Origin of the sequence: Chryseobacterium lathyri (genome assembly GCF_019970085.1) — a bacterium.
GTDB lineage: Bacteria > Bacteroidota > Bacteroidia > Flavobacteriales > Weeksellaceae > Chryseobacterium > Chryseobacterium lathyri.
Genome location: NZ_JAHXYG010000001.1, coordinates 137,072 through 155,580, shown reverse-complemented (window position 1 = coordinate 155,580; position 18,509 = coordinate 137,072). Strand labels below are relative to the sequence as shown.

Sequence of the window (18,509 nt, the reverse complement as noted above, 5' to 3'; positions counted from 1 at the left end):
GAAAAATAAAACCTCAGATAAATTTGAACGCGATAAATAACAATTTTTTAAAAAGAAAACCTCAGAACAAGTCTGAGGTTTCATGGTTATTGTTTTGTAAAAGATGGATCAGAAAAACTATTCGTCCGTTTCGTTAAGTATATTTTCCAAACGTTTGGCGTGGCGTCCGTAAAAGTATTGAGTCCATAAAACAATGCTGGCTACAATCGCTACGGTTCCGAGAAGTACAATCAGGATAAAAGCCCGCTGATAAGAATCTGCAAAACTTTCTAAAGGCATTCCTTTTTTCTGAAATATATTGTAAAACTCCAATCCTAAAGTGATCATGAAGTGTGGAAGAAGGAGAAATCCGAAAGACTGGTATCTTTCCATGTTCAGTTTCAGCTCGTGGTATATTTTCCAGAGGCTGTTTTTGGTGTTTCCGGTATACAGTTCGGTTTGCTTATAAAATTTATAGAATCCGAACAGATAGTAAGAGGATATGACCACAAGCATCGCATAGGATGTATAATAAATAACATACTGTGATGAAGGGAAATCCAGCTGTTGCGGAAAGAATGCAATAAGAATAACGGCAATGATCTGCATTGGAAATTCCGATTTCATGCTTTTCTGGATCTTTTCGATAGGATGCTTGCTTTTCTTTAACTGTTCTATGGTGTTGGGAATGTTGACGTTTTCACCGTCTTCATTATTCCACTGTTCTTTTAATTGATCAAAATTCATAGCCTGATTTTTTTATGATTTGCTGTATTTTTTCTTTGGTTCTGTTGAGTTTTACACGGGCATTACCTTCGCTTAGGCCAAGGTTATCACCAATTTCTTTATGAGACATGCCTTCCATGAAATAGAATATAATAGCTTTTTCAAGCGCTTTAAGTTCCTGGACCGCAGTGTAGAAAACTTCCAGCTGCCGGTCCTTTGAAGGGTTATAGTCTTCATTCTGGACTTCAAAATAATGGGGCACATCCGTTTGGTTATCCGTCCGTTTTTTTTCTTTTTTTAAATAAGTAATAGCGGTATTAATTGCGACCCGGTACATCCATGTAGAGAACTCACTGTTGCCTTTGAAGTTCTGGTAAGATTTCCAGAGCTGGATAAGGATTTCCTGCTGGAGGTCTTCCCGGTCTTCCAAAGAATCCGCATAGATCCGGGAGGCCTTATATAAAATACCTTTATGCTGATTGACGAGCTTTAAAAAATCGGTTTCAGTCTGGCTGCTCACAATAATTTCATGGTTTGGTTAGATGTTATAGGCTTGATACAGGTTTTACAGTATATCCTTTGGATCTTAAAAGCTGGATAATTCCGTTTTCTCCCATCAGATGAGCACCTCCTACTGCAAAGAAAGCACTTTCTTTTTTCATCATCTCAGGCATTTTTTCTGCCCAGTTTTTATTTCTGTCTGTAAGCATGGCTTTTTCCTGTTCGGCATTCATCATTTTATCATCTTTAAAAAGGGTATAAAGGGACTGTACATCTTCTTTTTTAAAGGCAGTGATCATTTTCTTAAGCAGGATTTCATATTCCTTTCCCATTTTTAACTGTTGAATGACTGCTTTCAGATCGTAGGCTTTATTGATTGAAGTCATCTGGTCCTCTACTTTTTCCAGCCCGAAGACTTTCTTTTTACTTTTCAGCGCATTTTTGAGGAGTTCTATTTCATACAGCTTTACTTCAGTTTGTGGACACGGTATAGCTTTCATCGAAATTAGTGCATACAATGCCTGTGAGCTGGAATTGTCCATCTTCTTCAAATCTGTTCCGTAGTCCGCGAGGATTTTATCCAGCTCTTTTGCTTCTTCAGGACTAAGCTGATCCGATAGTTTTTTATCCGTCTGATACATTTTCTGCATGGCTGTCATTTCAGCGGGATCTGTATAATTGATTTCCATCACCAGATTATCAGATTTTTCAAGAGCTTTCATCACTTTCGGTTTGATCTCAAAATCCTGGCTGCACATAATATGACAGGTTCCTGCAATATAAGAAGGTTGGGTAAGACTGTTTCCGGAAACTTCCCAAAGTGTACTGTTTTCCGCGTTGGTATTTTGAGCTTTTACTGTCATAACGGTTGCCGATAATAACGTTGCGAACCCAAGTTTTACTAAATTTTTCATATGATTAAAGTTTTTTTATTATTCATTCTTTAAACAGTAGGTAAGGGCAGGATAATGATCGTTACAGTTTTTTTTGAAAAAAATAAAAAACCTCCCGTGAAGGAGGTCTGTAAAATTTAAAATTATGATGATAACCAGCTGGTTAGGATTGCTTTTGTTATTCCTGAATTTTTGTGCGTTCCGGTTTTGTCAGTTTTCTTTTTCTTAAAAAGTATACAACGGTGACTAAGATTAATAAAAGCGGCCATATGGTGATAAGTCCCACTGCGATCTTTTGAATCAGGTAAAATCCTTCTACAAAAGCATTTTTAGCGTCATATATGAAGTTAAATTTATATTTATTATCAATATTTCTGGTATTGGTTACTGCAATTTCTGCAATACGGAGTTTAGGCTCTTTAATGTAAATATCTATCGTGCTGTATTTAATGTTGTCGGTGGTATCCATATTGGCAAGCTGCTGCAGATTTCCTTCCGCCATATTGTCGTTGTCCAGCTTTACTTTGTCTTTATTTGTTTTCAGCTGATCGATATTTTCGCCTGTCTTTTTAATTCTTTTGCCTTCCATTTCTGCATATTTGATGTTGGAGGTTACATCTTCGGCATTGATCGTTCTGGAGTTCAGGAAAAGTTTTTTATCATTAATTTTCACAAGCAATTCACCAAGTTTTTCCGTCGGAACGCGTACCTGCATCGTATTTTCTGTCTGGTACTTTTTGATTAGCATCGCGTCATTATCGGAAGTATTATAGGCCTCCTGTGAGATCACATTGCTCTGAAGATTGCTGTGGGCTACAAATCCTCCGAGATCCTGAACTGTTTTTTCAATGGAAACGGTTGCTTCATAGACATCCTTGACTTCCATATTTACGTCAGCTGTTTTAATGAACTGTTTGTCCTTTACCGTCATAGTGGCTACAGAGGAAACGCTGTCTGTAACTACGGCAACAGCAGAATCTGTAGCATAGCTTTCAGTGGAGACCGCTTCTCCTTTTTTACATGAATAGATTCCTGATAAAAGAATTGCTGACAGAGATAATTTAATGTAAGTCGTTTTCATAGCGTTGATTTTTGTGGGTTTTCTTAGGTCAAAGTTCAGGCAGGATCTATTGTAATATTTGAAAATCAATCGCAAAAAGTTTGTAAAGAAATATTCAGTTTTAATTTGCTGTGAATGAGTGTTTTGTAAAATGAGACCTCATAGAATGACTTGTTTTCGGAGCAGTTTTTGCTTAACTTTTACAAATCAATCCCACAAAACATTACTATGTCAAATACTTTTTCCAAAATCAGAAACGCGATAGAATTATTCAGATCTATAGATTTTGACCAGCTGAGTGCTATTTCTCAAAAAGTTGATCTGCCTAAGCTAATGCAGAATTTCTCCAAGCTGGATGATAAACAGCTGAACGGAATGATGAAAATGCTTGATCCCAATAAGAAAAAACGGGAGCTTCCTCCCATTGATGGTGATTTTTACGACATCTACCATACGCTTACTCCGGAACAACGGGAGATTCAGCTTAAAGTAAGAGCGTTTATGGAAAAAGAAGTGAAACCTTTGGTCAATCATTATTGGCTGAGGGATGAATTTCCTTTTGAACTCATTCCGAAATTTCAGAAACTGAATATCTGTGGTGTAACCTATGAAGGGTATGGCTGTCCGGGAATGCCCTTTCTGATGGAAGGTGTCATTGCCATGGAAATGGCGAGAATTGATGCCTCTATTGCTACGTTTTTTGGTGTGCAGTCAGGGCTGGCGATGGGATCTATTTACATCTGCGGATCAGAGGAGCAGAAGCAGAAGTGGCTTCCCCAGATGCAGAAATTCGAAAAAATAGGTGCTTTCGGCCTCACAGAACCTGAAGTAGGGTCCGGAGCAGCAGGCGGTCTTACCGTTACCTGTAAAAAAACAGAGCAAGGCTGGATTCTCAATGGACAAAAGAAATGGATCGGGAATGCAACATTTGCTGATCTTGTCATTATCTGGGCAAGAGATCTGGACAGCGGTGAAGTGAAGGGCTTCATTGTGGAAAAAGATAATCCGGGCTATTCCGTAGAAAAGATAAAAGGGAAAATGGCATTAAGGATCGTTCAAAACGGATTAATCACTTTAACTGATTGCCTGGTTACCGAAGAAAACCGCCTCCAGAATGCAAATTCATTTAAAGATACCGGAAAAGTTCTGCGTATGACCAGGGCAGGAGTGGCATGGATGGCTACAGGCTGTGCAAGAGGGGCCTATGAAAGTGCACTACAGTATACCAGAACCAGAGAACAGTTCGGAAAACCTATTGCTTCATTCCAGATGATCCAGGGACATCTTGTGGAAATGCTTTCCAACCTTACTGCCATGCAGACTATGGTCTTCCGGCTTTCGGAAATGCAGGATGAAGGAATTTTAAAGGATGAACATGCGTCTCTGGCCAAAGTTTTCTGTACTTTGAGAACCAGAGATATTGTTTCCAGGGCGAGAGAAGTGATGGGTGGAAACGGTATTCTTCTTGAGTATGACGTGGCAAGATTTGTGGCAGATGCCGAAGCCATTTATTCTTACGAAGGAACAAAAGAAATCAATTCACTGATTGTAGGAAGATCAATTACAGGATTCAGTGCATTTGTATAGATTTTTAATGTGAATGGTGAATTGTCATTACTGAGTATCGCAGGATATAAAATTGACAGCGAAGCTAATTGATAATTCACCATTCATCAATAACTTCCTAGCTAATCAAAGCCTTGTATTTCTCCCTGTTATCAATAATCATCCAAAGATTAATCAGGAACAGAGCTCCTGCGATGGACATTCCCATGGTAGATTTGTCTATTGTGAATACGTGAACCACAATTCCCACCATTACGGGTAAAATGACAATGGCTCCTAATGCTCTTGTTTTTGGGAAAATAAATAATAGCCCGCCAACAACTTCTACAATTCCCACCAGAGGCATCAGCCAGTGAATTTCTCCAAATGCGGCAAAAAGTTTCATTTGCTCAGGCGTTGGCTTTTCCATTGGCATATAATTAAAGAATTTGTTTAATCCGGCATTGATAAACATAAGCCCGAAAAGAAGGGCAAAGATAAATTTTACGATTTTCATAATTGTTGATTTTATATCAAATGTAAAACAAAAATGCTATTCGTAAGTCTGTTTTTATTAAAATTTGTTAATATTTCAGATTTATCCCTATGTTTGGAATAATTTCTAATTTCATTTAATATATTTGTTATACAAATCAAAACTAAACAATCGTATTATGCTGAAAAATCTTCAAAAATTAAATCGTGAGAGTTTAAAGAAAGTTCATGGCGGAGGAAAACCTCCTATCTGTGATATAGGACCGGAAGGCTGCCCGTGTATCATTCCACCGGGAGACCCGTGTTTAGGTGGTCCAGGTGGTGGTGGCGAAGATTTGGGATATTGCCCTGATAGCCATGCATATATTCCGTGTAACCAGACCTGTCCAAGCGGAATGAGCCCATTGTGCGCACTATAAGATCAACTATAGGAGCTGTCTCAATGGAGGCAGCTTTTTTTATTTGTAATAACTCATTGTCAATGGTCAATCCATTTCCTTCAATGTGATATTCTTAGAAATCTTGTAGCTCTTTTTCTTTTTATTCGGCTTTTCTTCTTCCCCGAGCAGCTTGCCCCATGGCTTTAAGCCGTCTACTCTTTCAAAAATAATTTTAATGATTGCAATAGCCGGAATGCAGAGGAACATTCCTGCGATCCCCCAAAGATGTTCGCCTAAAATAATTCCGATGAAGGAAAACAGAGCATTGATCTTTACTTTTGAACCTACAACAAACGGAAGGACAATATTTCCGTCAATGATATGTATGGCAATATACCCGATTGCTACGTATACACAGGTAGAAGGGGCGCCTGTTGCAAAGGCAATAAAACATGATATTAAGAGGGAGATACATATTCCCAGATAAGGAATTACATTTAATAAGCCTGTCAAAATAGCCAGGAGTATGGCATATTTTATTCCTAAAACAGTAAGAAGGATGGTGCAGAGCATTGAAACAATCAAAACCTGCAGACAAAGCCCGAAAATATATTTTTTCGTCATGACTCTGATCTCGTTAACCACTTCCTGCACACTTGCTTTATGTTTTTCGTTAAAAACGGTTACAATGAAATTATTAAGAACCCTTCTGTAATTTAAAATAAAAATAAAGAACAAGGTGAAAAATACGATAAAGCCAAAACCGCTTGAAAATATCCCGAAAGTAAAGCCAAGGATTACTCCCGAGGAGGAAAGCAGCTTATTCAAGCCCTGGTTAATATAATCCAGCTGCTCATCTATCTTTACATTGAAGGTTTTTGAAATCCAGTGCTGCAGATTACTGAAAACAGTCGTCACCTGATCCCTTAGGTGGGGAATGTCTTTGCTGAAATCAGAAAGTTGTGATCCGAAAAAATAAATAAGCCCGGATAAGATAGCCAGCATCACAAAAACCGAAGTCATTGTTGATATAGATCTTGGAAATCTTAATTTTCTTTCCATGAAAGTGGCGGCGGGAAGAAAGAGCATGGCCATTAAAAAAGCTAAGAAGAAAGGGGCTAATATGCTCTGCCCGAGTGCCAGCAGGTAACCCAAGCCAATGATGGAAATAACTACAAGCGTAAGGTTAACAAGAAAAGGAAGTCGAAGAAAATTCATAATTTTTCAAATCTGTTGCATAAAAATAAGAAAACCCGTCTAATTAAAGACGTGTTTTGGTTTAATTAACATAATTCTTTTTAAAAGAGAAGCCATAGGACAGTGTCGTGTGGTACGTGTTTTTTAAAAGTTAATCTCAATTATTTTTTTGTGCTTTTGTAGCTGAACTTAATGACAAAAAACGCACCTCAAATATAATCTGAGATGCGTTTCCTTATTGAGAGTTGATATGTTCTGAATTATTTTTCGATCGCAAAGTCGACTACTTCCTCCATTCTGTTCACATAATGTACAGTCAGGTTTTTCAGATAATCTTTTTTGATCTCTTCCACATCTTTTCTGTTCGCTTCACAAAGAATTACCTCTTTTATTCCTGCTCTCGTGGCTGCAAGAAGCTTTTCTTTGATTCCGCCTACAGGAAGTACTTTTCCTCTTAACGTAATTTCACCCGTCATCGCAAGATGAGGTTTTACTTTCTTATTTTTGAATGAAGAAACCATTGACGTTAGCATAGCAATACCTGCAGACGGCCCGTCTTTCGGTGTTGCCCCTTCCGGGACGTGAACGTGGATGTTTTTCTTATCCAGCTCTTCCTGCGCTATTCCAAGCTCGTCATGTTTAGCTTTGATATATTCCAAGGCGATGGTTGCAGATTCTTTCATAACGGTACCCAGATTTCCGGTCATGGTAAGACCTCCTTTTCCATTACTTAAAATACTTTCAATGTATAAAATATCTCCACCCACACTGGTCCATGCAAGACCTGTAACTACACCAGGCACCCCGGTGATTTCAGACAGGCTTTTCGGTCTTGGAACACCAAGAATCTCATCTATTTTTTCAATAGTGATCCTTGGGTCATATTCTTTCATTAAAGCGGTCTGAAGGGCAACCCATCTTGCAATGGATGCAATCCTTTTTTCCAGGGTTCTTACACCGCTTTCTGAAGTGTGTGCTTCAATGATATGTTTAAGTTCAGAATTTCCGAGTTTGAATGATTTCGCATCCAAACCGTTTTCTTCCTGCTGTTTTTTGATCAAATGTCTCTTTGCAATCTCTGTTTTTTCCTCCATCGTATATCCGGCGATCTGAATGATCTCCGTCCTGTCTAACAATGGCGTCTGGATCGTAGACAATGAATTTGCCGTAGCGATAAACATCACTTTAGACAAATCGTAACCCATTTCCAGGAAATTGTCATAGAAAGATTTATTCTGTTCAGGATCAAGAACTTCCAAAAGGGCAGAGCTTGGGTCACCGTGAAGCCCCTGAGCGATTTTGTCAATTTCATCAAGAACGATTACCGGATTGGAAGTGCCTGCTTTTTTGATAGATTGCAGGATTCTTCCTGCCATGGCTCCAATATATGTTTTTCTGTGTCCACGGATTTCACTTTCGTCATGAAGTCCACCCAGAGATAATCTTACATATTTTCTTCCCAGGGCATCAGCAACCGATTTTCCTAAAGATGTTTTTCCTACTCCCGGAGGCCCTACAAGTAAAAGAATAGGGGATTTCATGTTGTTTTTTAGCTTTAAAACAGCCATGTGCTCCAGAATTCTTTTCTTAATATCTTCCAGTCCGAAATGAGCTTTGTCTAAAGTTTTTTCAGCCTTGGCAATATCAAAAACATCTTTTGTATAGGTTTCCCACGGAAGATCTGTGAAGAAATCAAGATAATTTCTCTGAACGTTATAGTCCGGCGAATTCGGGTTTTGGCGCTGCAGTCTGCTGATCTCTTTCTGGAAATGATCTTCCACTTCCTGATTCCACTTTTTTCTTCTTGCCTTATTGATAAGATCCTCGACATCGCTTTCCGGGCCGCCTCCCAGTTCATCCTGAATGGTTCTGATCTGCTGATTCAGAAAATATTCTCTCTGCTGTTTGTCAAGATCCTTTGATGTTTTCTGATGAATCTGGTTTCTCAGTTCCAGTTTTCTGAAATCCTCATGCATCATCTCATAGCACTTGTTGGCCCTTTCCATAAGGCTTTTCTCCTCAAGCAGCTTTTGTTTTTCCGTAGAAGGAAAGCTTGCATTAGTGCAGATGAAATTCAGAAGATCATCATTATTATTGATGTTTTTGATGGCGAAATTGGCCGCATTTGGAATATTAGGGTCCAGCTCGATTATTTTCAAGGCTAGATCTTTGATATTCTCAAGTAAAGCCTCATATTCTTCCTTATTTTTTGGCCTGGAATCTTTCAGTTTTGTGATTTCAGCTTTGAAATAAGGCCGGCTTTCTACGATTCTTTTTATTTTAAATCTGTGGAAACCTTTAGTAATAGCTGTAATATTGCCTTCAGGAAGTTTGATGATTTTGATGATTTTTGCCAATGTACCGGTCTGGTACATATCTTTCTCGGCTGGTTGCTCCAAATCTGAGTTTTTCTGGCTCACGATTCCAATGAACTCACCATTTTTCTGTGCTTCTTCAAGAAGCTGTATCGATGTTTTTCTTCCTGCAGTAATAGGAATTACCACATTCGGAAACATGACCATATTTCTTACGGGAAGTATAGGGAATATTCTCTGTTCGGAATTTTTATCAGTCTCCGAAAAGTCTGAAAGATTGATCTCCTCGGCTACAATGTCAAACCCATCGCTGATCATTTCCTCTAAACTAATATCTTCAAATTCTGTCATAGTTAATCAAATGACAAATTGTCATCTTCGTTTTAAATCGTTAAAATGATATTTTACAATATGCGCTGAAAACGTGCAGCGTATTATAGTTCTCTAAATTGCACAATACCTATGCCATTTGTTTTTTGCTAAAAAATATGGTCAAAATTTCCTTTTTTTAGTAATCTTTCATTTTAAAAATTAAAATAAAGGAGTTCTGCTTCTCTAATTTCTTAAAAATGTGTATTTTCGCAAACTGATAAAAAACTATAATATATAAAATGGCAATTTTAGGACAGATTAGGAGTAAGCCTTGGCTTTTGATGGGAGTGATCGCATTGGCGCTTTTAGCGTTTCTGGTAAATCCCGACAGCATCGACAAGGTTTTTGGAAAAAATCCTGATGTTTTAGGAAAAGTAAACGGTGAGAAAGTCACCCGCGAAGAGTTCAATGATCAGCTTTTCGTACTGCAGCAGCAGGCTGAGCAACAGGGCCGTCCAAAAACGGGACTTGAAGAGCAGGCTTGGCAGTTACTTGTACAATCTAAACTTATCAAACAACAATTTGAGAAATTGGGCTTTGAAATGACTGATGATTATTTCTGGAATCAGATCCAGTATGATCAGATGTTCGCTCAAAACCAACAGTTCTTTGATGAGAAAGGTAATTTTAAAACTCAAGAGCTTAAAAAAGAAATTGAAACATTAAAGAACACCAACCCGGAAGGCTACAACCAATGGCTGAAGACCAGAAAAACTGTGGAATACAGACTGATGGCAAGACAGGTGTTTACTAATATTTCAGCGGGAATCACTACTGGCAAAAAAGAAGCTGAAGAGCTTATGAAGCAGAGAGACCAGCTGGCTGTTATCGATTTTGTAAAGATCGACTATGCAGCATACCTTCAAAAAACAAAAATTAACGTTACTACGGCAGACCTTGAAAACTATATCAAGCAACACCCTGTCATGTTTAAAGCGGAGCCAAGCAGAAACATCGGAATTGTATATTTCCCTTCTAAGCCTAGCCCGGCAGATGATGCTGCGGCTCAGAAAGAGATCAATAAGCTTTTCTCAGGTGGTACGGATGCAAGCGGAGGAACAGAGAACTTCCAGAATACAAAGAACGACTCTATGTTCGTGATGGCTAATTCTGATATGCCTTTCAACAATCAATATTCAGCGCCTGCCCAATTGCCTCAGACAATTCAGGGACAAATTGCAACTGCAGCTATCGGACAGACTTTTGGGCCCTACAAAGAACAAAATTTCTATGTAGTGTCGAAGCTTTTGGATAAAAAGACTTCAGATTCTACATTGTCAAGACATATTCTTATCGCTTTCAAAGGAAGCCCTGCAGGACAGGGTGTAACAAGATCTAAGGAGCAGGCTAAGAAATTGGCAGACTCTATCGGAGCTATTGTGAAGGCTACTCCTGCTAAATTTACGGAATTCCTGAAACTTTCTAACGATCCTAACTCTGCAGCACAAGGTGGAAGTTTAGGCTGGACAACCCCGGAAACACCTTTCGTTCCTGAGTTCCTTACCTATCTGGCAAATAACCCTAAAGGCGCTACAGGAGTGGTAGAAACACAGTTCGGATACCATATCATCAATATTGAAGATAAAAAAGCCGGTGCTATGAGCTATAAGGTAGCTAACCTTGTAAAAGAAGTTAAACCTTCAGATGCTACAGAAGCTGAATCTGATAAAAAAGCAAGAAGATTCATTCAGCAGGTTCAGGGGAAATCTTTCAACGATTTCGTGAATATTGCTAAAAAAGGAAACTATCAGTTCTCTAATCCTAAAGCCGCTAAAAGATTCGACGGGCAGCTTCAGGGACTTGGGACAGATAAAGACGGAGAAATCCTGGCATGGGCATTCGATAAGAAAAGAACTAAAGGAGATACAGAATTCTTTACTGTAGAAGGAACAGGAGATAAAATCGTAGCATATCTTAACGGAAAACAGGAAGCAGGTCTTGCAGATCCTGAATCTGTAAGAGATCAGATCGAGGTGGTCGTTAAAAATAAATTGGCGGCTAAACAGATCTCTGATAAAATTGCCGGAGCTAAAGCTTCAAACTTAGACCAGATCGCAAAACTGTTTGCTTCAACAAAACAATCTGCTCAGGTTAATATGCTTAACCCTTCAGTAGCCGGTGCTATGGAACCTAAAGTTGCAGGTGCTGCTTTTGGAGTTGCAAAAGGTAAGCTTTCTAACCCTATTGAAGGAGGAACAGGAGTTTATGTATTGATCAAAAAATCAGAAACAGTGAACAAGCAGCCGGGTGACCTTAAGCAGTTTACAGAATCTATTACCCAGAGAAGTGCAAGTATGTTCGGACAGGCTTGGATGAAGAGTCTTCAGGATAATGCAGATATCAAAGATTACAGAATTGAAATCTGGAACAAGCTGGGAAATCAGCAGCAGTAAGATTTTAATTTTACAGATATAAAAGCGGCAGAATTTTCTGCCGCTTTTTTGTATTTAACGCAGAACAATAAAGAAAAAGATTAATTTAAAATGTGTTATATTTGCTCATTAGAAAAAATTTAGCAAGTGAAGTTCAGTAAAGAATTAAAAGCTGGTGTGATTGCACTTATAGCTATTGTAGGCTTTGTGGTGTTGTTTCAATTCATGAAAGGCAGAAGTCTTTTTACTACCGATAATATATTTTACGCAAAATACGATAATGTGGAAGGGCTTGCGCAGTCATCTGCGGTTTCCATTAATGGTTTGAAAGTAGGTCAGGTTGATAAAATCATTCCTAGAACAGCAAAAGACGGAAAGATCAGTTTTGTGGTGAAAATTACGGTAGATGACAAATTCGAATTTTCCAAAAATTCAACCCTTGAAATCTTTGAACCAGGCCTGATGTCAGGAAAAGAAATGAGAGTAAACCTGATGTATGGAGGTCCAACTGCAAAAGACGGTGATACGCTTCAGGGATCTTTCAAACTGGGAACATTAGGAAGCCTTTCTTCTCAGGTAGGTCCTGTTAAAGATCAGTTGCAGACTGTTCTGTACAGAGTAGACTCTTTGATGGCGAATGCAAACCAAGTGGTCAATGCACAAAACAGAGAAGAAATCAGGGCGCTGCTTGCCAATCTTAATAAGACGGTAGGTGCTTTGCAGACTACAGCAGGAAGTGTAAATACTCTTGTGGGACATAACGATCCTAAACTTCAAAAAGTACTTGACGATGCAAGCCTTACCATGCAAAGCGGAAAGGTGACATTAGATAAATACGGGAACCTTGCAGAAAGCATTGATACTAAAAGACTGAATGCGACAATTGCTAATTTGGACGCTACCGTAGGAAAACTTAACCAGGTAATAGCAGGTGTCGATAACGGACAGGGAAGCTTAGGGAAATTAATGAAGGACGAGCAGCTTTACAATAACCTGAACTCTGCTTCCACTAACCTGAATTCATTGATTGAAGACATGAAAGCAAATCCTAAGAGATACATCAATTTCTCAGTTTTCGGTAAGAATAATAAAGACTAATCACCTTATGCAGTACATTGATAACATTATTTTTCTGATCTTATTAATTGCAGGATTCGGGCTGTTTGCAAAAAGCCTGCAAAAGATTTATAGAAATATCAGGTTAGGAAGGGAAATCAATAGAAGTGACAGAAAAGCTGAGCGCTGGGAAACCATGGCCAGAGTGGCGATGGGCCAGAGCAAAATGGTAAAACGTCCTGTAGCGGGTATCCTCCATCTTTTTGTATATGTGGGTTTTGTTATTATCAACATTGAATTGATAGAAATTATTGTTGATGGGATCTTTGGAACTCACAGGTTTTTGGCTTCCATTTTCGGAAATAGTTTCTACAGCTTCTTTACGGCAACATTAGAAGTACTGGCTCTTTTAGTAATCATCGGAGTAGTTATTTTCTTTATCAGAAGAAATTTCTATGGCGTTAAAAGACTTAATATGAAAGAGCTTTTTGGCTGGCCTAAAAACGATGCCAACTGGATTCTGATCATAGAGTTTGCTCTAATGGTAGCTTTCTTCAGTATGAATGCCTCAGAATCTGTTTTGCAGGCTAGAAATGCAGAAGGTTTTCATCATATAGGTTCTTTCCCGATTAGCCAGATGCTTTTTGTTCCATTCTTAGAAGTGTTTAGTTTTGACAATGGCTTCTTGGTTTTTATTGAAAGATTTGCATGGTGGTTCCACTTTGTGGGGATTCTTTTCTTCATGAACTACCTTTATTACTCAAAACACCTTCATATTATTTTAGCTTTTCCAAGCACATGGTTTGCGAACCTTGAGAAAAAAGGAAAATTCAATAACCTGGATTCTGTCACCAAGGAGATCAAACTGATGATGGATCCTAACACAGATCCTTATGCTGCACCGGCTGAAGGCGAAACAGCAGATGTTCCGTCTAAATTTGGAGCAGAAGATATATTTGATCTTAACCAGGTGCAGTTGCTTAATGCATACTCCTGTACAGAATGCGGAAGATGTACTGCCGTATGTCCGGCTAATATTACAGGTAAAAAACTTTCTCCGAGACTGATTCTGATGAAAACAAGAGACAGGATCGAAGAAGTAGGACGAAATATAGACAAGAACGGAAAATTCGAAGACGACGGTAAGAAGCTTCTGAATGATTATATTACCAAAGAAGAGCTTTGGGCTTGTACCACATGTAATGCATGTACAGAAGCATGTCCGGTATTGCTGGATCCGCTTTCTATCATTTTCGAAATGAGAAGATTCCTTGTGATGGAACAGTCCGCTGCCCCTCAGGAACTGAATCTGATGATGACAAATGTAGAAAACAATGCTGCTCCTTGGCAGTATAACCAGGCAGACCGTCTGAATTGGGCAAATGAGAATTAATGTAAAATAATGTAACAATGTAGCAATTCATTGGTAAACTGGTACATTGGCATATTCGTAAATTTGAGAAAATGGATTTCAATATAAAAACAATGGCAGAATATGCTGCCGAAGGAAAGGCCCCGGAAGTTTTATTTTGGGTTGGATGTGCCGGAAGTTTTGACGACCGCGCCAAAAAAATTACAAAAGCATTTTGCAAGATATTAAACAAAATAGGAGTTGAATTTGCCGTACTTGGACAGGAAGAAAGCTGTACCGGGGATCCCGCAAAAAGAGCAGGAAACGAATTTGTTTTTCAGATGATGGCCCTTACTAATATTGAGGTCCTGAATGCTTATGAAGTGAAAAAGATCGTCACTGCCTGCCCTCACTGTTTCAATACCCTGAAAAATGAATATCCAAGCCTTGGAGGTCACTTTGAAGTCGTTCACCATACTCAGTTCCTTAAAACTTTGATGGAGGAAGGAAGGCTGAAGATAGAAGGAGGTGCCTTTAAAGGGAAAAAAATCACTTTCCATGATCCTTGCTACCTTGGAAGAGCCAACGGCGAATATGAAGCTCCAAGAATGCTCCTTGAAAAACTGGATGCAGAACTTGTTGAAATGAAACGCTGCAAAACCAATGGTTTATGTTGTGGAGCAGGAGGTGCACAGATGTTTAAAGAACCAGAAAAAGGGAATAAAGACATCAATATCGAAAGAACAGAAGAAGCTTTGTCTTTCGAGCCAAAAGTCATTGCTACAGGATGCCCTTTCTGTAACACAATGATGACGGACGGTGTAAAACATTTTAATAAAAATACAGAAGTAGCTGTAAAAGATATTGTAGAACTTCTTGCAGAAGCTGAAGATCTGTAAGAACAGCAGAAAATAAGAAAAAACTCAGGCTCGTGTCTGGGTTTTTTCTTTATCATAAAATCAGGAATATTTCTTAATTTTATACTTTAAAATTGACAGGATATGAAAATTGAAGAATCCAGCATAGTAGAAACCAGCGACTACAGAGTTATTATATACCCGGCATCCAGACCTTTTGAAACCAAAGAAGCTAAGGCCATTACCGAAAAGCTTTTCGATTTCCTGGCGACCTGGGCGGCACACGGAAAACCGCTTTCTTCATCCTTTAAAATTGAAAAAAATCAATTTATCGTGGTTTGCGTGGATGAAGAGAAAGAAATGGCTTCAGGCTGCAGTATTGACGCCTTAGGGAAGATCATGCGCGAAATTGATGAAGAATACCAGCTTGGACTTTTCGACAGGATGAAAGCCAGCTTTGTACAAGACGGGGAGGTAAAAACATTGAAGCTTCAGGATTTTAAATCTCAGCTGAGAAGCGGTGAACTGCCAAAAGACATCCAGGTTTTTGACTTCTCTAAAAATACATACCTGGACTTTTTAAGCCACTTTTTACTGCCATTGGAAAAAAGCTGGGCTGCAGGTATAGCTTAAGCGAATATAAAATCAATCGATCAGAACTTTAGATTGAAGCCTTAGGCCGTTTTCTGTTGAAAACAGTCTTTATAAAGTCTTCAATGTAAGGTTCTTTTGTTTGGTACTCCTGCTGGGGGCTACTGTAATAGAAACAGCTCTTATCTCACATTATCCTTGATTTGCATACCCGAAAGGATTACAGAATTTGCTCCTGCGGAAGTATTTAATCTGTCATTAATGAATTATTATACGTTGAACATTAATGGTATGCTAACTTCCTTTAATTATGCTGATATTTTTGGGAATTATTCGGATTAAAGATAGGAATTCACTAATTTTAACCATTATTTGAAGGTCGATTAATGACTTTACGTGAATATACATCTAGATAAAATTTTGGAAAGGAAAAAAATACTGTTTATCTCATCATGGTTTCCCAATAAAATAGAGCCTACGAATGGAAATTTTGTTCAGCGTCACGCTGAGGCTGTGGCAAAAATACATGATGTTGAAATAGTTCATGCCATTGGTGATTTTAATCAAAAGCAAAAGTTTCTGGAGGATGATCGGACGATAAACGGTATCAGGACCTGTATTATTTATTATAAAAACTCAAAAAATCCTGTTCAGAATTTTTTACGGAGAATGCAGGCGTATAAAAAAGGCTATCATAAAATGCAGAAACCGGATTTGGTGCATGCTAATGTAATGCATAATTCTATGCTTTTTGCTGTTTATCTAAAGAAGAAATTTAAAATTCCGTTTGTAGTTACTGAACATTGGACAGCGTTGAGGGAAGTAAATCGTAATCGCACTCCTTTTATTACAAAATTGATTGCCAAAATCATTGGAAACGCTGCAGAGAAGATATTGCCTGTGAGTGGTGATTTAGAAAAAGGACTAAAGAAAATTGGTATAACCACTGAAATGAAAGTTATTCCCAATGTGGTTAATACTAACCTTTTTAAGCCGGTAATAAAATCAGGTTCTGATTTTACATTTATCCATGTCTCCAATTTGATTCCCAGAAAGAACTCAGATAAAATATTAAAGGTTGCATTAAAGCTCTTGTCAAAAGGATATCGGTTTAATTTACAGTTGGGAGGTGATGGGAATATTGACACTTTGAAAGACGAAGTAAGAAATGCAAAAGCTGAAGATAGAATAGAAATTTTTGGAATACAAACTATAGCCCAAGTTGCTGAGCGAATGCAAAAATCCGATTGTTTCATTCTTTTTAGCGATGACGAAAATCAGCCTTGTGTAATTGCAGAGGCATTTGCCTGTGGTCTTAAGGTGATATCAACAAATGTTGGTGGAATCAGCGAATTTTTTCCTGAAAATGCGGGCATTTTACTTCCAAAGGTAGATGAAGAACAGTTGTTTTCTGCAATGAGTCTAATTTTAGAAGAGCCTAAAAATGAAAGTGTTTCTTTACTGTCTCAATATGCAAAAGATACTTTTTCAGAAGAAATTATTGGCCGGAAGTTTTCTGAAGTTTATGAAAATATTTGTAAAAATAAGAAGCCATGAAAAGCTTGAAAGATTTTTTGAGAAGCTTTTTTAATAATCAAGGGCATTACGTTTTTTTATCTTTCCTGATTGCTAAAATTTGTGGATTTGCAGGAAATTTATTGGTAATCAGGTTGCTTTCTGAAAATGAATTTGGAGTATTAAGTATTGCTCTTTCGGTACTTACCATTTTTATGCCGTTTACAGGTTTTGGAAGCGGACAGAGTTTAATGCGGTTCGGATCAATTTCAACTGACGAGACTGAAAAACGGAAAATTTCCTCCTACTTTTTTTTCAAAGGGCTGTTCTTTGAAATTTTGTTGATCATTTTATTTTTATGTGTTTCTCTTTTTTATTATAAAAAGTATGAAAATATCTTTATTATTTTCTGTTTTGGTGTGGTAAGATTGGCGGGATATTATTTTGTGAGCCATATTCAGGTTTTTTACCGGATTACGGGTAAGAACCGGATATTTGCAAAAGTTAATAATGTGGTTAATATCGGAGGATTAGTTTTAATTCTTATTCTCACTTATTTCTTTAAGTTTTATGGTTACCTGATTGCCATTGCCATCACACCATATCTTTCATTGTTTTGGCTGAACAAAGAGATTTATTCATTTCATCAGTTCATTCCTAAAAATTACAGGGAAATGTGGAGGTATGGTGCATTTACAGCGGCAACATCTCTTATTTCCGACACTATGTTCTCTCTAGACATTCTTTTGCTTGGGTTTTTAATGAATGAAACTGCTGTTGCCAATTATCGTGTTGCCATTCTGATACCATCCAATATCACCTTTTTAGCCATTAGTTTTTTGCAAAGCGATTTACCATTGCTCTCTAAAAACTATCAGAATAAAACATTTTTAAAATCTTATGTAATTAATTTCCACAAAGTATTTGTACCAGTTTGTATTGGTATATTTATTTTCTTTATGTTTTTTGATCGCTACATCTTAAAATATTTTTTCGGAACTGCATATATTGATAATTCGGAGTTATTGATGGTTTTATTAATAGGATTCAATATAGGAATGTTAACCAGAAATCTTTATGGGAATCTTCTTCCGGCAGTGGGTAAAGTAGAAATCAATACCTGGGTGGGCATAGCTTCTCTTATTTTCCTTGCAGTGGCTGCATATTTATTAATACCTGTATATGGAACTTTAGGGATGGGTATTGCCATGACATCAACAATACTTATATCAGGTTTGTTTTATCTTATTTTTTTCTTTTTGTATCTGAAGAAACTTCCTTAATTACAAATCTTTATTACCTTT

At 37.9% G+C, this 18,509-nt stretch carries 16 protein-coding genes; 9 read left to right on the top strand and 7 right to left on the bottom strand.

Annotation, left to right across the window (positions count from 1 at the left end):
• Nucleotides 1-117: 117 nt before the first annotated feature.
• The 4 genes from LC418_RS00685 to LC418_RS00670 all read right to left on the bottom strand — a co-directional run bounded on the left by LC418_RS00685 (nucleotide 118) and on the right by LC418_RS00670 (nucleotide 3,180).
• Nucleotides 118-726: a hypothetical protein gene (locus LC418_RS00685; RefSeq protein ID WP_111958483.1), complete on the bottom strand. Its 609-nt coding sequence runs from the start codon at nucleotides 724-726 to the stop codon at nucleotides 118-120.
• On the bottom strand, nucleotides 716-1,225 hold the full coding sequence (locus LC418_RS00680; RefSeq protein ID WP_223557744.1) for an RNA polymerase sigma factor: 510 nt from the start codon (nucleotides 1,223-1,225) through the stop codon (nucleotides 716-718). The genes LC418_RS00685 and LC418_RS00680 overlap by 11 nt, the downstream gene beginning before the upstream one ends.
• Nucleotides 1,226-1,250: 25 nt before the next feature.
• On the bottom strand, nucleotides 1,251-2,120 hold the full coding sequence (locus tag LC418_RS00675; protein WP_223557743.1) for a TraB/GumN family protein: 870 nt from the start codon (nucleotides 2,118-2,120) through the stop codon (nucleotides 1,251-1,253).
• 157 nt (nucleotides 2,121-2,277) lie between these two features.
• Nucleotides 2,278-3,180, bottom strand: coding sequence for a DUF4349 domain-containing protein (locus LC418_RS00670; protein WP_223557742.1), 903 nt, complete (start codon nucleotides 3,178-3,180; stop codon nucleotides 2,278-2,280).
• 207 nt (nucleotides 3,181-3,387) lie between these two features.
• Between LC418_RS00670 and LC418_RS00665 the strand changes: the two genes are divergently transcribed.
• The gene (locus LC418_RS00665; RefSeq protein WP_223557741.1) at nucleotides 3,388-4,746 is read left to right on the top strand and encodes an acyl-CoA dehydrogenase family protein; all 1,359 of its coding nucleotides are present in this window, start codon (nucleotides 3,388-3,390) and stop codon (nucleotides 4,744-4,746) included.
• Between the two features lie 97 nt (nucleotides 4,747-4,843).
• Here LC418_RS00665 and LC418_RS00660 read toward each other — a convergent pair whose 3' ends face one another.
• Entirely contained in the window at nucleotides 4,844-5,221 is a 378-nt protein-coding gene (locus LC418_RS00660; protein ID WP_111958493.1) for a DoxX family protein, read from the bottom strand.
• Between the two features lie 157 nt (nucleotides 5,222-5,378).
• Between LC418_RS00660 and LC418_RS00655 the strand changes: the two genes are divergently transcribed.
• Nucleotides 5,379-5,618 carry a bacteriocin-like protein gene (locus LC418_RS00655; protein WP_223557740.1) on the top strand — a complete coding sequence of 80 codons (240 nt, stop codon included), beginning with the start codon at nucleotides 5,379-5,381 and terminating at the stop codon, nucleotides 5,616-5,618.
• A 66-nt stretch (nucleotides 5,619-5,684) separates the two neighbouring features.
• On the opposite strand, the gene LC418_RS00650 is transcribed toward LC418_RS00655, so the two are convergent.
• On the bottom strand, nucleotides 5,685-6,797 hold the full coding sequence (locus LC418_RS00650; RefSeq protein WP_111958497.1) for an AI-2E family transporter: 1,113 nt from the start codon (nucleotides 6,795-6,797) through the stop codon (nucleotides 5,685-5,687).
• A 239-nt stretch (nucleotides 6,798-7,036) separates the two neighbouring features.
• Nucleotides 7,037-9,442, bottom strand: a complete 2,406-nt coding sequence (lon, locus tag LC418_RS00645) for an endopeptidase La (protein WP_111958499.1) — start codon at nucleotides 9,440-9,442, stop codon at nucleotides 7,037-7,039.
• 260 nt (nucleotides 9,443-9,702) lie between these two features.
• Here lon and LC418_RS00640 point away from each other — a divergent pair, with 260 nt between their 5' ends.
• The 7 genes from LC418_RS00640 (at nucleotide 9,703) to LC418_RS00610 (ending at nucleotide 18,488) form a co-directional block, all read left to right on the top strand.
• On the top strand, nucleotides 9,703-11,856 hold the full coding sequence (locus LC418_RS00640) for a peptidylprolyl isomerase (RefSeq protein ID WP_223557739.1): 2,154 nt from the start codon (nucleotides 9,703-9,705) through the stop codon (nucleotides 11,854-11,856).
• Between the two features lie 126 nt (nucleotides 11,857-11,982).
• A complete protein-coding gene (locus LC418_RS00635; RefSeq protein WP_111958719.1) occupies nucleotides 11,983-12,933 on the top strand; it encodes an MlaD family protein in 951 nt (316 codons plus the stop codon).
• Nucleotides 12,934-12,940: 7 nt separating this feature from the next.
• A complete protein-coding gene (locus LC418_RS00630; RefSeq protein ID WP_223557738.1) occupies nucleotides 12,941-14,284 on the top strand; it encodes a 4Fe-4S dicluster domain-containing protein in 1,344 nt (447 codons plus the stop codon).
• A gap of 71 nt (nucleotides 14,285-14,355) precedes the next feature.
• Complete coding sequence (locus LC418_RS00625) at nucleotides 14,356-15,141, top strand: (Fe-S)-binding protein (protein ID WP_111958505.1); 786 nt, start codon at nucleotides 14,356-14,358, stop codon at nucleotides 15,139-15,141.
• A gap of 102 nt (nucleotides 15,142-15,243) precedes the next feature.
• A complete protein-coding gene (locus LC418_RS00620) occupies nucleotides 15,244-15,732 on the top strand; it encodes a hypothetical protein (protein WP_111958507.1) in 489 nt (162 codons plus the stop codon).
• Nucleotides 15,733-16,110: 378 nt separating this feature from the next.
• The gene (locus tag LC418_RS00615) at nucleotides 16,111-17,247 is read left to right on the top strand and encodes a glycosyltransferase family 4 protein (protein ID WP_223557737.1); all 1,137 of its coding nucleotides are present in this window, start codon (nucleotides 16,111-16,113) and stop codon (nucleotides 17,245-17,247) included.
• Nucleotides 17,244-18,488 (top strand): oligosaccharide flippase family protein, encoded by a 1,245-nt coding sequence (locus LC418_RS00610; RefSeq protein ID WP_223557736.1) that lies wholly within the window; start codon nucleotides 17,244-17,246, stop codon nucleotides 18,486-18,488. The genes LC418_RS00615 and LC418_RS00610 overlap by 4 nt, the downstream gene beginning before the upstream one ends.
• Nucleotides 18,489-18,509: the final 21 nt, after the last annotated feature.